General features: G+C 62.1%; 14 protein-coding genes. 6 read left to right on the top strand and 8 right to left on the bottom strand.

All coding sequences use genetic code 11. The annotated features are described in order from the left end of the window. Nucleotides 1-2 precede the first annotated feature (2 nt). The 8 genes from GO499_RS17545 to GO499_RS17510 all read right to left on the bottom strand — a co-directional run bounded on the left by GO499_RS17545 (nucleotide 3) and on the right by GO499_RS17510 (nucleotide 8723). Nucleotides 3-446 carry a globin domain-containing protein gene (locus GO499_RS17545; RefSeq protein ID WP_161863404.1) on the bottom strand — a complete coding sequence of 148 codons (444 nt, stop codon included), beginning with the start codon at nucleotides 444-446 and terminating at the stop codon, nucleotides 3-5. A gap of 11 nt (nucleotides 447-457) precedes the next feature. Continuing rightward, nucleotides 458-1375, bottom strand: a complete 918-nt coding sequence (locus GO499_RS17540; protein WP_161863403.1) for a GAF domain-containing protein — start codon at nucleotides 1373-1375, stop codon at nucleotides 458-460. A gap of 26 nt (nucleotides 1376-1401) precedes the next feature. Further along, nucleotides 1402-3075 carry an ABC transporter ATP-binding protein gene (locus GO499_RS17535; RefSeq protein ID WP_161863402.1) on the bottom strand — a complete coding sequence of 558 codons (1674 nt, stop codon included), beginning with the start codon at nucleotides 3073-3075 and terminating at the stop codon, nucleotides 1402-1404. Between the two features lie 5 nt (nucleotides 3076-3080). Continuing rightward, on the bottom strand, nucleotides 3081-4166 hold the full coding sequence (locus tag GO499_RS17530; protein ID WP_161863401.1) for an ABC transporter permease: 1086 nt from the start codon (nucleotides 4164-4166) through the stop codon (nucleotides 3081-3083). Between the two features lie 71 nt (nucleotides 4167-4237). After that, nucleotides 4238-5602 (bottom strand): CmpA/NrtA family ABC transporter substrate-binding protein, encoded by a 1365-nt coding sequence (locus GO499_RS17525; protein WP_161863400.1) that lies wholly within the window; start codon nucleotides 5600-5602, stop codon nucleotides 4238-4240. 252 nt (nucleotides 5603-5854) lie between these two features. After that, complete coding sequence (locus tag GO499_RS17520) at nucleotides 5855-6991, bottom strand: CmpA/NrtA family ABC transporter substrate-binding protein (RefSeq protein WP_161863399.1); 1137 nt, start codon at nucleotides 6989-6991, stop codon at nucleotides 5855-5857. Next, nucleotides 6988-7569 carry an ANTAR domain-containing response regulator gene (locus tag GO499_RS17515; RefSeq protein ID WP_161863398.1) on the bottom strand — a complete coding sequence of 194 codons (582 nt, stop codon included), beginning with the start codon at nucleotides 7567-7569 and terminating at the stop codon, nucleotides 6988-6990. The genes GO499_RS17520 and GO499_RS17515 overlap by 4 nt, the downstream gene beginning before the upstream one ends. A 260-nt stretch (nucleotides 7570-7829) precedes the next feature. Further along, a complete protein-coding gene (locus tag GO499_RS17510) occupies nucleotides 7830-8723 on the bottom strand; it encodes a transglutaminase-like domain-containing protein (RefSeq protein ID WP_161863397.1) in 894 nt (297 codons plus the stop codon). Between GO499_RS17510 and GO499_RS17505 the strand changes: the two genes are divergently transcribed. The 6 genes from GO499_RS17505 to lptB all read left to right on the top strand — a co-directional run bounded on the left by GO499_RS17505 (nucleotide 8716) and on the right by lptB (nucleotide 13395). Continuing rightward, on the top strand, nucleotides 8716-9705 hold the full coding sequence (locus tag GO499_RS17505) for a transglutaminase family protein (protein WP_161863396.1): 990 nt from the start codon (nucleotides 8716-8718) through the stop codon (nucleotides 9703-9705). The two genes, GO499_RS17510 and GO499_RS17505, sit on opposite strands and share 8 nt — an antisense overlap. A 105-nt stretch (nucleotides 9706-9810) precedes the next feature. Next, a complete protein-coding gene (locus tag GO499_RS17500; protein ID WP_161863395.1) occupies nucleotides 9811-10422 on the top strand; it encodes a ribonuclease D in 612 nt (203 codons plus the stop codon). 64 nt (nucleotides 10423-10486) lie between these two features. After that, the gene (locus tag GO499_RS17495) at nucleotides 10487-11479 is read left to right on the top strand and encodes a KpsF/GutQ family sugar-phosphate isomerase (RefSeq protein WP_161863394.1); all 993 of its coding nucleotides are present in this window, start codon (nucleotides 10487-10489) and stop codon (nucleotides 11477-11479) included. 1 nt (nucleotide 11480) lies between these two features. Continuing rightward, the gene (locus tag GO499_RS17490) at nucleotides 11481-12125 is read left to right on the top strand and encodes a hypothetical protein (RefSeq protein WP_161863393.1); all 645 of its coding nucleotides are present in this window, start codon (nucleotides 11481-11483) and stop codon (nucleotides 12123-12125) included. Nucleotides 12126-12127: 2 nt separating this feature from the next. Beyond that, nucleotides 12128-12640, top strand: coding sequence for a lipopolysaccharide transport periplasmic protein LptA (gene lptA, locus GO499_RS17485; protein WP_161863392.1), 513 nt, complete (start codon nucleotides 12128-12130; stop codon nucleotides 12638-12640). Then, nucleotides 12640-13395, top strand: a complete 756-nt coding sequence (lptB, locus tag GO499_RS17480) for an LPS export ABC transporter ATP-binding protein (RefSeq protein WP_161863391.1) — start codon at nucleotides 12640-12642, stop codon at nucleotides 13393-13395. The genes lptA and lptB overlap by 1 nt, the downstream gene beginning before the upstream one ends. Nucleotides 13396-13550 lie beyond the last annotated feature (155 nt).

Genomic DNA, 13550 nt, shown 5'->3' with positions numbered 1-13550 from the left:
GCTCACTCCGCTGCTTCGATGCCGGTTTTGCCGTCGGGACCGTAGGCGGCCGCGATCATGGCATCCGACAATGCGCCGTAGGCGGCAGCCCATGCCGCCTTGGTTTCCGTGTCAAAGTTCGGGCCGAGGCCCGTTTCCAGTGCCCAGATCAGGGCCTCTCCGACCGGCTGGTAATGCTCTGGCCGGACGCCATAGCCGACATGGCGCTGTGCCAGTTCGCGGGCGATCGGGATGAGCACCGTGGGTTCGTCCAGCGAATGGGCGATAAGGTTGAGCGCCGCCATCATTCGATGGCCCTGGCTCTTCATGTCCGACTCCGCGAAAAGCGGGGCGACTTCGGGCGCGATCTCGAAGAGACGCTGGTAAAACAGCCCGGCCGCCTGATGCGACATGGGGCGGATGAAATCGAAGCTCTGGCGAACGAGGATGCGTTGATCGGGTGTCATCCGCGCCTCCCTCAGAAATACCATGCGGCAATGTCAGTGACCTTGCCGTTGCGGTGAATGGGAATGGCGACGATCGCCGAACCGGGTTCGCCAGTGGCGACGGGCACGCCGGTTGCAGCTACCGTGCCCAGTATGCCTTCGCCCGGCGTGACACGGGCAGAGGGGGGGAGCCTGTCCGGCACGCCATCGGAGACCGTGAAATAACCATCCCCCGTCAGGGACCAGATTTCGAATTGGCGTGCGATGGGCGTACCCAGAGCCGAGAGCAGGGTTACTATGTGCGTGTCGCCGCTCGGTGCAGACACTGGCAGGCCGAGACCTGCAGTCATGCCGGCGTCGGCGGCGCTGTCGGAACGCAGGAAGCGGTGGGAAATTCCGAGATCGTGGAACAGCTTGGGACGACCGCTTTCCCATGTCTTGCCGGGCAGACCCATGCCCTTGGGAAAACGGGTGTGCCGGGAGATCCATGCAAAGTGATCGGCTGTCCCGAAGTAGCCGTCCTGCAGGGCGAGAGGGCCTGACGGGTCCTCTCCCGGAGCCCAGACTTCAACCGCGCCGACATGTTCGCTGTCATCGCCGAAAAGAAAGGTCACGACAGCAGTCAGGCGGCTACCCGCGAAGACCGGCATGGCGATGCCGGCTGTGAGACCGGCAGCTTCGGCAGCGTCTGTTCGCTTGAAATACGAGCCGCGGAAACCCTTGAGGACAATCGGCTTCTGCTCCGCCCATGCCTTGCCGGGCAGGCCCTCGCCGAGTGCGAAAATTTCCTTGCCGCTGACCGCTTCGAATTCGGTGAGATCACCATAGAGCCCACCCGCGCGTTTCAGGCGCCCGTCGGCCTCATCCGGCACCCAAACTTCGGTGACGCGGATGAAGGTCTTGGCCGTCGTGGCGGCAGCATCGCTCGCTTCCTTGACGTTTTCCAGCATGTGTCGGTTCTCCTTCAGCGCGTCGCTCAGGCCGCGTCGGCCTTCTTTTCTTCAGCCGGTTTCTTTCCGTGCTCGTATTCCTCGAGGAACGAGAGAAGCTGTTCGCGGTAAGCGTAGTAGTCGGGGTGTTCGAGCAGGGCCTTGCGGGTACGTGGGCGCGGCAGGTCCACTTCCATGATCTTGCCGATGGTGGCGCGAGGACCGTTCGTCATCATCACGACCCGGTCGGCGAGCAGGATCGCCTCGTCCACGTCGTGCGTCACGCAGACGGCGGTGACCTTGGTGCGCGACCAGACTTCCATCAGCACTTCCTGAAGTTCCCATCGGGTGAGGCTGTCCAGCATCCCGAAGGGTTCATCGAGCAAAAGCAGCTTCGGCGAGAGCGCGAAGGCCCGCGCGATGCCGACGCGTTGGCGCATGCCGTTGGAAAGGTCGGCAGCGGGTTTATGCATGGAATCCGCCAGCCCGACGCGTTCGAGGTAGTATTCGACGACGTCCTGACGCTCCTGCTGGGACGCCTTGGGGTAGACGCGATCCACACCGATGGCGACGTTCTCGCGCGCCGTCAGCCACGGGAAGAGGCTGGGAGACTGGAAGACGACCGCACGTTCTGGGTCGGCGCCCTCGACGTGGGTGCCATCCAGCACGATGGCGCCGGACGAGATTTCGTTGAGCCCAGCCGTCATGGTGAGCACGGTGGATTTGCCGCAGCCCGAGTGGCCGATGAGGGAGACGAACTCGCCTTTCTTCAGCGTCATCTCGAAGTTCTCCACCACCGTCAGCGGACCCTTGGGAGTCGGGTAGACCTTGTCGAGCTGCGAGAATTGGAGGTAGCGATCGTCCGTTTGGGTGACGGCGGCCTCCGCATAAGCTTTGGGAAGGCCGTGCAGCGGCGTGACATTGGGCAGCTTGCGCGTTTCCTCCGTCTTGGCGGCGATGCCGATATCCATGAGATACTGCGTGACCTTCGCGCGCAGCGCCTTGAAGGTCGCGTCGTGGTTCATCGCCGTGCGGTCACGCGGGCGTTGGAGTGCGACGGGGAATGTCTCCGTCATCGTGCCATCGGGGTTCAGCACGAAAATTCGGTCGGCCAGGAGGATCGCCTCGTCCACATCGTTGGTGATGAGGATCACGGTCTTGCGGTCGGATTCCCAGATCCGCTCGATTTCATCCTGAAGGTTGGCGCGGGTGAGCGCGTCGAGCGCGGAAAGTGGTTCATCCAGCAGCAGCAGGTCCGGGTTCATGGCCAACGCACGGGCGACGGCGACGCGCTGACGCATTCCGCCCGAAAGCTCCGCCGGCTTTCTGTCGCGGGCGTGGGCCAGGCCGACGAGCTTGATGTTGTGTTCGACGATATCCGCCCGTTCCGCTTTCGATTTGCCCTTGTGGACGGCGTCGACAGCGAGAGCGATGTTGCCGAAAACGGAGAGCCAGGGCATGAGCGAGTAGGATTGGAAGACCAGCCCGCGTTCCGGCCCCGGGCCTTGAATGGGCTTACCTCGGAAGAGCACTTCGCCCTTGTTTGGCGTCTCCAGCCCGGCGATCAGGTTTATCAGGGTGGTCTTGCCCGTACCGGAGAAACCGAGGATGGCGATGAACTCGCCCTCCTCCACCGCGAAGTCGATTTCCTTCAGGACATCTTCGTACTGGGTTCCGACGCCGAAACCCTTGGAGGCGTTCTTGAATTCGAGGATTGGCATGTCGATCACCGATTGTTCGAGAAGGTGAAGGCGGCCTGCACGGCGTACATCAGGCGGTCCAGCAGGAAGCCGATGATGCCGATGGTGAAGACTGCGACCATGATCTTGGCGAGCGACTGGGAGGAGCCGTTCTGGAACTCGTCCCACACGAATTTGCCGAGGCCCGGGTTCTGTGCCAGCATCTCGGCGGCGATCAGCACCATCCAGCCGACCCCGAGCGAGAGGCGGAGACCGGTGAAGATCAGCGGCAGCGCCGACGGCAGCACCAGCTTGGTGATCTTCGTCCACGTGCCGAGTTTCAGCACCTTGCCGACGTTGATGAGGTCCTTGTCGATGGAAGCGACGCCAAGGGCGGTGTTGATCAGCGTCGGCCAGAGCGAGCAGAGGGTGACCGTGATGGCGGAGTTGAGGAAGGACTTCGAAAACCAGCCATCGTTGGTCACATAGACCGCCGAAACGACCATGGTGACGATGGGCAACCATGCCAGCGGACTGACGGGCTTGAAGATCTGGATGATCGGGTTGAACGCGGCGTTCGCGGTGGGCGAGAGGCCGCACAGGATGCCGATTGGCACGGCCACGGCGGTGGCGATCAGGAAGCCGAAGAAAACGGTCTGGATCGAGGTCCATATCTGGTCGTAGTAGGTCGGCTTACCGGTATAAGTGCGGAACTTGATCCTGTCGGCCTGGCCCTCGGCCTCCAACTTGGCGTTGCGAACATCCTGCCGTTCATAGAAAGCGGCGGCCTTTTCCCGTTCCCGGACATGGTCGGCATGAAGTTCACCCACCTGTTCCCACACGGCACCGGGGCCGGGGATGGCGCCAAGGGATGTCTGTACCGTGGGCGCGAGCGTGGCCCACAGGGTTAGGAAAGCGATGATGGCGAGCAGTGGCACGCCAAGGAGCCGCCAGATTTCGGTGATCTGGGATTTGGGGTTATCCCCCGCCGCTGCGCGCAGAACGGGCGTTACCCAGCTGAGGCCCAGCACCCTGAACCAGGTGTCGGCCTTGTTGATGCGGGTGAAGAGCTTGGCGCGCCGGGCTTCCCTGGCGGCTTCCGCTGCGAAGTCTGTCTCGGTGACGGTGGTCATTGCGAAGTGTCCTTCCGGGCTGACGTTGGCTGGGTGGATCGGGCGGGCAAAGATGGCCCGCCCCCTTTCACTCACCCCTCGACGGCGTTTCCTACGACCTTCTGGGAGCCCTTGAGCCCGATCGGGAAACTGTCCAGATAAGCGTTCGGCTGGCGGCCATCATACTCGAGACCGTCGATGAATTCCGACGTCGCCTCTCGGTAGCCATCTGTTTCCCAAGGGAAATCTGCCTCACTAGCGAGGCCTTCATCGACCAGCAGACGGGCCGCTTCGAGATAGATATCGGGGCGGTAGACCTTTTCTGCCTGCTCGAAATACCACTCGTCGGTCTTTGCCTCGGATATCTGACCCCAGCGGCGCATCTGAGTCAGGTACCAGACGGCATCCGAGTAGTAGGGATAGGTTGCGTAGTAGCGGAAGAAGACGTTGAAGTCCGGGATCTCGCGCTTGTCGCCCTTCTCGTATTCGAAGGTGCCGGTCATCGAGTTGGCGATCACCTCCTCGTCCGCACCCACGTATTCGGAGCGGGAGAGGATTTCCACCGCCTCAGGGCGGTTGGCGTTGTCGTTCTCGTCGAGCCACATCGCGGCGCGGATCAGCGCCTTGGTGATGGCGAGTGTTGTGTTGGGATATTCCTCGGCGAATTCGGCGGTGATGCCGAACACCTTCTCGGGGTTGTTCTTCCAAATCTCGTAGTCGGTGATCACCGGGACGCCGATGCCCTTGAACACAGCCTGCTGGTTCCATGGCTCGCCCACGCAGTAGCCGTAGATCGTGCCGGCCTCCATCGTGGCAGGCATCTGCGGCGGCGGGGTGACTGAGAGCAGAACATCAGCGTCGATCTGGCCGGAAACGTTCTCTGGCGAGTAATAGCCGGGCTTCAGATCGCCGGCGGCGAGCCAGTAGCGAAGCTCGTAGTTGTGGGTCGAGACGGGGAAGACCATGCCCATGTTGAAGGGCTTGCCGTCGGCGCGATACTGTTCGACGACGGGCTTCAGCGCGGATGCGGGGATCGGATGGACAGGCTTGCCGTCCTCGTGGGGCACATGTTCTTTCATTGCTGCCCAGATTTCGTTGGAGACGGTGATGCCGTTGCCGTTCAGGTCCATCGAGAAGGGCGTGACGATGTGCGCTTCCGTGCCGAAACCGATGGTCGCGGCGAGCGGCTGCCCCGCGAGCATGTGGGCGCCGTCAAGCTGGCCGTCGATGACGCCGTCGAGAAGGACTTTCCAGTTGGCTTGGGCTTCGAGAGTGACGAAGAGGCCCTCATCCTCGAAATAGCCGTTCTCGTAGGCTACGGCGAGCGGGGCCATGTCGGTGAGCTTGATGAAGCCGAAGGTCAGTTCGTCCTTTTCAAGTTCCAGAAACTGGGCGTGAGCAGCAGAAAGGCCCAAGGCAAGAAACGCGGTTGCCGGAAGCAGGGTGCGGATGGACATAGGTTGTGATCTCCTGAAAACGAAAAAAAGCCGCAGAACCAGTGGCCGGGAGCGTTCCCGTGCACGGTTCAAGCGGCTTTGCTTGGATGGTCCCCAACCTTGGGGTGATCTACAGACTGCGTCGTCCGTTGCGTTCCTTCTGCGGGCAGGGATCGGATTCGGTCAAGTTGGTGAAGGAAAATCAGGTGGAAAATTGCCCAAAATGCGGCCTCTGCCTATTTGTCGGGCGAAAAATCGCGATTTTTTGCACAATTATTCATCTAAATAGGTAAATTCCGCGTCATCGAAGAAACGGCCGCTCTGGCCCGATCGGCCTAGTTCGCCCTCGACACGGGTGATGGATGTCGGCAGATCGCTGCCCATTGCGCCTAGCGCCTGACGCAGAAGATCGCTGCGGAAGCACTCTGCGCCGGCGGAAATCGCTTTCTGACGGGCCACGCCCCATGGAGCTGCCGCGTGGTCGCCTATCCACATGCCGGCGCTGCGCCAGGGGAAGTTCGTGTCGCCGCCGCCGAGGGAGATCAGACGCGGGTGGCTGAGGATTTCGCCTGCGCCATTCAGAATCAGTTCGCCGCGCAGTGCGCGCTCGAGGATGTCGGCAGGGACATCGAGATAGCGTGGCAGTGAAAGAATTTCCGATAGGGTGGCACGGGTGTCGGGGCTTGCGCACCACTCCGCCGCCCGGTGGAGCGCACGCAGGAGGCGGCGGAGGGTTTCAGGTTCGTCGTCGGCCCAGTCCTTGCGGACGCCAAGCACTTTTTCCGGAGCAGAGTCCCAAATGGCGGCGCTGGGCAGCAATATTTCCGTGTCGCCGCGCTCCACCGCAACGGAGCCCCAGGGCGCACCGACCATCAGGAGGTCGATTTCGCCAGCGGCCATGACATCCGGCAGGATGGCAGGGGGCGCTACGGTGAAGGTGAGGTTGGCCGGAGAGGCGCTGGAGGACAGGAGAAAGTAGCGGCTGAGAAGCAGATGCATGGAGTGCGGAAACGGCACGCCGATGCGCAGGACACGCTGCTTCGAGAGGCTGGCGATGGCAGCGCCGATGGATCGGGCGGAGGCCGGGTGACCGCCTAACTGCCGGATTTGATTTGCGAAACCTTGCGTGGCTGACAAGCTGCTGCCGTTGCGGCTGAGGACGAATGGCGCGATTATCTGAGTTGGTATCGGCCCTAGTCCCAGCGACATGGCGATGGCCATGGGAGACAGCATATGTGCCGCCGGGTAGGCGCCGAGGGCGATCTTGTCGCGGATGCTGGACCAGTTGCCTTCGCGGTGCAGCACGAGTTCCAGTCTCTCCTCACTGGCGAAACCCATTTCCAAGGCAGCGATAAGAACTGCGCTGTCTGTCAGGCGGATGAATCCGCAATCCACTTTCGCCTGCTTCATCGGAGCAGTCCCGCGGTAGTCACGAGAGAGGCGGCGACATCGGCTACGCGTTTTCCCTGATCCATGGCCGTTTTGCGCAGGAGCGCGTAAGCCTCTTCCTCGCCTATGTTTTTCAGTTTCATCAGCAGGCCCTTGGCTCTGTCGATTGTCTTGCGCTCCTCCAGTGCGGCCTTGGTTGCGGCGAGTTCGGCGCGAAGGCGGGAGAAGGCATGAAAGCGGGCGATGGCTGTTTCCATGACAGAGCGGATGCGTTCCGGCTTGAGGCCATCCACGACATAGGCGCTGACCCCGGCTTCCAGCGCGGCCGTCATCATCGACTTGTCGGACTGATCGACGAACATGGCTACCGGGCGTTCGCTCGGCTCTGTCGCCGTGGCGAGTTCAGAGAGGATGTCGCGACTGGGATTTGCCAAGTCTATCAATACGATATCAGGCTTGAGATCGCGCAGGCGACGGGCGAGACCCGCCATTTCGGAGATAACTGTAATGTGGATGTCGTCGCCTTGGCGCAGGCCCTCGACGATCATTCCCGCCCGGTCCCGGTTGGTTTCGATCACGACGATGTGGAGGTCTTCCATCCATGGCTCCGGCTAATGGCTGCTGCATGTTCGCCCGGCGCGGAAAATGCTGCAACGCATCATTAGGTTGTGTCGGAGCAAATCCGTGCGAATGCGTGAGCCGCAAGCGGGCTGGGCGGACTGTGCCCAGAAATGAGGCAGTTCCGGCCTGCGGGACGGAATATGGATTCGGTATGGGTTTGATATGGGTTTGGTATGGCAGGCGGTTTGCGGCACCATACGGTGCCGAAGGTGGCAAATGCCGGCTGAACGATCGAAAATCAGGCGACGCGGGCGGAGGTGCTGTAGACGAGCGCTTCGGCCTTGGGGCGCGATTGCAGCAGTTGGTGAACGGCGCTTTCGCTCAACGTCGGATCGAGTTCATCGCACCAGACAACGAAGTGCCTGAGACTGTGATCGCCGAATGAGGTAATCATGGCGACATCCGCTGCATCGGCACCCCTGACCATCAACACCCGGCCAATGCGCGGCGTGTTGTAGCGGGCATCAAACGTATACCATCGGCCTTCCAAGTAGACCTCGAACCATGCGCAGAAATCACCCGGGCCAGAATACGGCACACCGATATCGCCCAGATAACCGCTGGCGTAGCGGGCTGGGATGTTCATCGCGCGGCAGAAGGCGATGGCGAGATGCGCGAAATCGCGGCAGACGCCGGAACGTTCCTTGTAGACTTCGGAAGCTGTCTTGTTGGATCGGCCGAACTGGTAGCCGAACACGACATGGTTGTGGACAAACTCCGTGATGGCCTGCACCCGCTGCCAGCCTTCCGGATATTGGCCAAAGTGCGACCAGGCCGCGTTCAACAGGTTGTCGCTGTCGCAGTAGCGGCTGGGCACCAGATACGACACCACATCATCGGGGAGATCCTGAACCGCCATCTGGCGGGCGGATGGGTTCTGAATGTCTGGCTGACCATCGCTTTCGATCACGCAATCTGACCAGAGCCGCAGCGGGCCGCCGGGCGCGACGATGCGGGTAATGCGGTTTTCGAACCGGTCCAGATAGACGTGCCCGGAGGCGTGATCGCCGGTGCGGACGCAATCCTCGCCGAATTGTCGCCCGGCCTGCCGGCTGTGGATCGAAAGCGCCAAGAGCATCGGAACTGGCGCTGAGCTATCGATCTCGATTTCGAATCCGACGCGGATGAGCATCATTTTATCCTTGTTTTTCGGTAATACTGCACCAACTGTGGCCTTCTTCGACCTACATTGCGCATTGATCATTCAACGCACTGCGCCGGGAAACGTTCCTTTGCCGAGTTTTCTTCGGGTCCTGCACAGGACCGAATACAATTACCGCCAACGGGTGGTACTGAACCAGCATCGGCTGATGCTGCGCCCCCGGGATGCCCATGACCTGTGGGTGGACGATGCCTTCCTGCGCATCCAGCCAAACGCGAATCTGCGCTGGCATTTCGACACGTTCGGCAATTCGATCGCGGACGCGACCTTCACGCAGGAGGCGGACCAGCTGGTGATCGAGAGCGAGTTGCTGTTGCGGCGCTATCCTCGGGACCTGAGGTTCGGGGCGAGCAACGTATGTGCCTGCCCCTATCCGTTCGATTACGGCGACGATGACCTGCAGGATCTGGACCCGTACCTCGGCCTTGAGAACAAGGGCGAAGCCGACGTGCTGGGTGAGTGGCTGGACAGGGTTTTCACGGAGCGTCCGGGCGATGCCGTCGGCTTCCTCAACAGCCTGAGCAGTGCGCTGCACGGTGCCATCGGCTACCTGAGCCGGGAGGAGATGGGAACGCAGACGGCGGCAGAAACCATCCAGCGCGGGTTGGGAACATGCCGGGACTTCGCGTTCCTGTTCATGGAAGCGTCGCGCCGTTTCGGTTTTGCAGCCCGGTTCGTGACAGGCTACCTGAACAGTTCTTCCACAGGTTCCGGCATGCCCGTGGGTGGCGGCGCCACCCATGCCTGGGCGGATGTATTCGTGCCGGGCGAGGGCTGGATCGAGTTCGACCCGACCAACAGGATCACCGCCGGCAGTGCGCTGATCCGGGTGGCGACGACGCGCAAGCCGGCGCAGGCCTCGCCGGTGTCAGGCAGTTTCCGGGGCCTGCCTTCTGATTTTCTCGGCCTGAATGTCTCCGTTACCGTGACGGAGATGGACAGCAAGCCCTGAACGGATTCACCTGTCGGCAACGCTGCACCGAGATGATTGCTTGAGGTGTGCCCCACGGTCTCGTACAAGCCGGGGCAACACAGGCATGGCGATGAGGACCGAGCATTGACGAACCACGTGCACAAGGGTGACCTGCCCGACGATCTCGATCTCGGGAAAACCGTGGCCATCGACTGCGAGACGATGGGGCTGGTGCCGGGGAGGGACCGGCTGTGCGTGGTGCAGCTTTCCGGTGGCAACGGCGATGCCCACGTCGTGCAGATCGCGCAGGACCAGACCGAAGCCCCCAATCTTTGCCGGTTGTTGGCCGACCCCGAGGTTCTGAAACTGTTTCACTTCGGGCGGTTTGACATCGCGGCAATGCGGCAGCGGTTCGGCGTGCTGGCAGCGCCCGTCTATTGCACCAAGATCGCCAGCAAGCTGGTGCGGACCTATACTGACCGGCACGGGCTGAAATACCTGCTGTCGGAACTGCTGAACATCGATATCTCCAAGCAGCAACAGAGCTCCGACTGGGGCGCGGAGACCTTGACCGATGCGCAGGTGGCCTATGCGGCGTCGGACGTGCTGTACCTGCACCAGTTGAAGGCGGAACTGGACAGGATGCTGGCCCGTGAAGGCCGGACGGAGTTGGCCACGGAATGTTTCACCTTCCTACCGTTTCGGGCAGAGCTTGATTTGCAGGGGTGGCCCGAGGTGGATATATTTGCCCACTAACGCAGAAATCGCCCGAAACCTCGCGGTTTGACGGCAAGAATGCTGCAGGAAACTTGAGGTGAGTATGGCCTTGAATGCCCCGGAACTGATGCCGCGCAATGCGGCGCAGGATATTATCGCCCACGGTCGCGAAGTGCTGCGCGTGGAAGCGGAAGCGCTGAGCAGCTTCGTTGACATGCTGGACGAGAATTTCGCCAAGGCGACGCAGGCGATCCTGAATTCGCGCGGCCATCTGATCGTCAGCGGTATGGGGAAATCCGGCCATATCGCCCGCAAGATCGCGGCGACGTTCGCCTCCACCGGCACGCCCTCGCTGTTCGTGCATCCCGGCGAGGCGAGCCACGGCGACCTCGGCAAGATCACCAACGCCGACGTGGTGCTGCTGCTGTCCAACTCCGGCGAGACACCGGAACTGGCGGATCTGATCGCCTACACCCGCAAGAAGGGCAACACGCTGATCGGCGTGGCAGCACGGGCGGAAAGCACGCTGCTGAAGAAATCCGACATTGCCATCCTGCTGCCGCAGGCGCCGGAAGCCTGCCCGAACGGGCTGGCGCCGACGACATCGACCACGCTGACGCTGGCGCTGGGCGATGCTCTGGCGGTAGCGCTGATGAACATGCGCGGCTTCACGCCGGAGAACTTCCGTGATTTCCACCCGGGCGGCAAGCTGGGCGCCATTCTCGCCACCGTCGGCGACCTGATGCACGGCAAGGACGATCTGCCGATGGTGGATATCTCCACCCCGATGCCGGAAGTGCTGATCGCGATCACCAGCCAGGGCTTTGGCGTGGCCGGGGTGCGCGACGCCGATGGCCGCCTGGCCGGAATAATCACCGATGGTGACTTGCGGCGGCACATGGCCAATCTGCTGGCACACAAGGCCGGTGACGTGATGACGCCGGACCCGGTGACAATCACCGCCGAAGCGCGGGCCTCGGATGCGTTGGCTGTGATGAACCGCAAGAAGGTTACCACCCTGTTCGTCATGGACAGCCAGCACCGGCCCGAGGGCATCATCCACGTTCACGACTGCCTGCGCGCCGGAGTGGCCTGACGTGGCACGGCGGGGTGCCGATCGCTACTCCCGTTTCGTCGCTGCGCTGAAAGTGGGCCTGCCTCTGGTGGCGATGGCACTCCTTGCGTCCGTCTTCATGTTGGGAACGCGGAGCGAGTTGCCGGGCGGGCTTTCATTCTCCGACGCTGACCTGCAGGCGCTGGGCACCGGGCTGAAAGTGACGGAGCCGCGGTTTTCGGGGGCGAGCCTCGATGGCGATCTCTATGACTTCATGGCCGACGAGGTGATCCCGCGTGATGCGTCGCTGGAGATCGCCGATATTGCCGCGCTGGAGGGCACGATCCGGTTCCGCGACGGGCGGAGCGTGCATGTCTCATCTGCCACGGCTGCCATCGACCTGCCCGGAGAGCGGATATTACTGGGCGAGGGGATGCGACTGGAGAGTTCCGATGGGTACGTGGCGCGGGCCGAAGATGTGCGGATCGACTTGAAGGGCGGGCGTATCTGGGGCGAAGGCAAGGTTTACGCGGAGGGACCGATCGGCGAGATCAGTTCCGAGGAATTCCTGATCGAGAGCGGCGAGGAAACCGCGTTGACCGAAATCGGCAACGAGTCGGTGATAACGTTTACCAACGACGTGAAAGTGCGGTATGTACCGGCCAAGGAAGCCGGAGAGAGCGATTGACGATGAGCGCAGTTCGCAGACCTGCATGGGCAGTGCTGTTGGCCGTGGTGTTTGCGACGTTGACGTTGGCAAGCGGGGCTGCAGCGCAGGGCACGAACGTGCCTTTCGGCGGTTTCAGCCACGACAGTTCGCTGCCAGTGGAAATAACGGCCGACAATCTGAGCGTCGATCAGGCCAATGGGCTGGCTACTTTTGCGGGCAACGTCGTTGTCGGCCAGGGCAGCCTGCGGTTGGCGGCCGAACGGATCGAGGTGACCTACGGCGGCAGCGGCACTGGCGAGGTTCGGGAGATGAAGGCCTCTGGCGGAGTGACGTTGAGCAACGGCGCGGAGGCCGCCGAAGCGGCGGAGGCTGTCTACACCGTCGCCGATGGTGCTGTGCTGATGCAGGGCGACGTTTTGCTGAGCCAGGGACAGAACGCGATTTCCGGGCAGCGCCTGCGGATAGACCTGAACGCCGGAACGGCGCAGATGGAAGGCCGGGTCAAAACGATCTTCCAGCCGGAAAGCCAGTGATGGCCGAGGCGGGACTCTCAGTTGTTGACGGTGGTGGCGGACTGGCCGTGCGCGGACTGGGCAAGAGCTATCGCAAGCGCCGGGTTCTGACGGATGTGTCGCTGGATCTGAAGCGTGGCGAGGTAGTGGCGCTGCTTGGGCCGAACGGTGCGGGCAAGACCACATGTTTCTATGCCGTGGCCGGGCTGGTGACGCCGGAACTGGGCAGCGTGACGGTGGACGGCCAGGACGTGACGCTGCTGCCGATGTATCGCAGGGCGAAAATGGGTATAGGCTACCTGCCGCAGGAAGCCAGCATCTTTCGCGGCCTGAGCGTCGAATCCAACATCCGCGCGGTTCTGGAACTCCACTACAGCGATCGGACGGAGCGGGAAAACCGGCTGGACGAGTTGCTGGCGGAATTCTCCATCACGCATCTGCGGCGCGCCTCCGCGCTGGCGCTTTCGGGCGGTGAGCGTCGGCGGGTGGAGATCGCGCGCTGCCTTGCCAGTGACCCGAGTTTCGTGCTGCTGGATGAACCGTTCGCCGGGGTGGACCCGATTGCCGTGGGGGAAATCCGGACGCTGACGGCACAATTGAAGGACCGGGGGCTCGGCGTACTGATCACCGACCACAACGTGCGCGAAACGCTCTCCATCGTCGATCGAGCATACATCCTGCACGACGGCACCATCCTGATGAGCGGCACACCCGATGAGGTGGTTGCCGATGACAATGTTCGCCGTGTCTACCTCGGCGAGCGCTTCCGTATCTGATCAAACCCATTGCAGGAATGCGATGGCAACCATAGGTTTAACGTATGGTCAGAACCGGCTTTTCCTCATCGCGCCATACTTCGTTCACTTTTACATGTGACGCTTCACCGAAGCTTAACGAGTTGGAAGCATCGTGCGCTCGGGTACTGAAGTCT

Source organism: Algicella marina (assembly GCF_009931615.1).
Classification (GTDB): domain Bacteria; phylum Pseudomonadota; class Alphaproteobacteria; order Rhodobacterales; family Rhodobacteraceae; genus Algicella; species Algicella marina.
This window is presented reverse-complemented; position numbering and strand designations above follow the sequence as displayed.